Source organism: Acidiphilium sp. JA12-A1, from assembly GCF_000724705.2.
In the GTDB taxonomy this organism is placed as follows: Bacteria; Pseudomonadota; Alphaproteobacteria; order Acetobacterales; family Acetobacteraceae; genus Acidiphilium; species Acidiphilium multivorum.
The window spans coordinates 1-551 of the sequence record NZ_JFHO01000157.1 but is presented as its reverse complement, the minus strand read 5'-3'; the positions used below and the strand labels follow the sequence as shown (position 1 = coordinate 551).

Annotated in this window: 2 pseudogenes; both read left to right on the top strand. The window is 77.3% G+C overall.

What is annotated here, in order from left to right:
- Positions 1–186: pseudogene (locus RT91_RS18850) on the top strand (TolC family protein); the annotation flags it as partial.
- Positions 183–551 (top strand): annotated as a pseudogene (locus RT91_RS18845) (hypothetical protein); the annotation flags it as partial. The pseudogenes RT91_RS18850 and RT91_RS18845, both read left to right, overlap by 4 nt.

Genomic DNA, 551 nt, shown 5'->3' with positions numbered 1-551 from the left:
CGCGCGGCGCAGGCGGCGCAGGCCTACCGGCTCGGCGCCACCGGCCGGCTGCGCCTGGTCGAGGCCGAGGGGCAGGCGATCCTCGCCCGCGAACAATTGCTGACCGCCGAGGGCCAGCGCCTGCGCGCGCTCGCCGCCCTGGCCGACGCGCTGCATCATCGGGTTTTCAGGGAGGTGTCCGCATGAGGCGGCGTGTCGCGGGAATGGCAATGGCGGCGTTCCTGGTGCTGGGCGCCGGCGCGGCGCGGGCGGCGGGCGGCGTGACCGTCGACGCGGCGACGCTGCGCAGCGGGCTGATCGTCACCGCGGTGCCCGCCCTGCACACCGAGACGCCGATGATCGCGGCCTATGGGCGGGTGATCGACCCGACGCCGGTCTTCACCCTGCGGAGCCGGATCGTCGCGGCGCGGGCGGCGGATACCCTCGCCGCCGCCACCCTGGCCCGCACGCGCCGCCTCTATCACGCCGCGGGCAATGTCTCGGAGGCGAGCGTCCAGCAGGCCGAGGCGGGGGCGACGAGCGCGCGGGCGCGGCTCGCGGCGCTGCGGTCG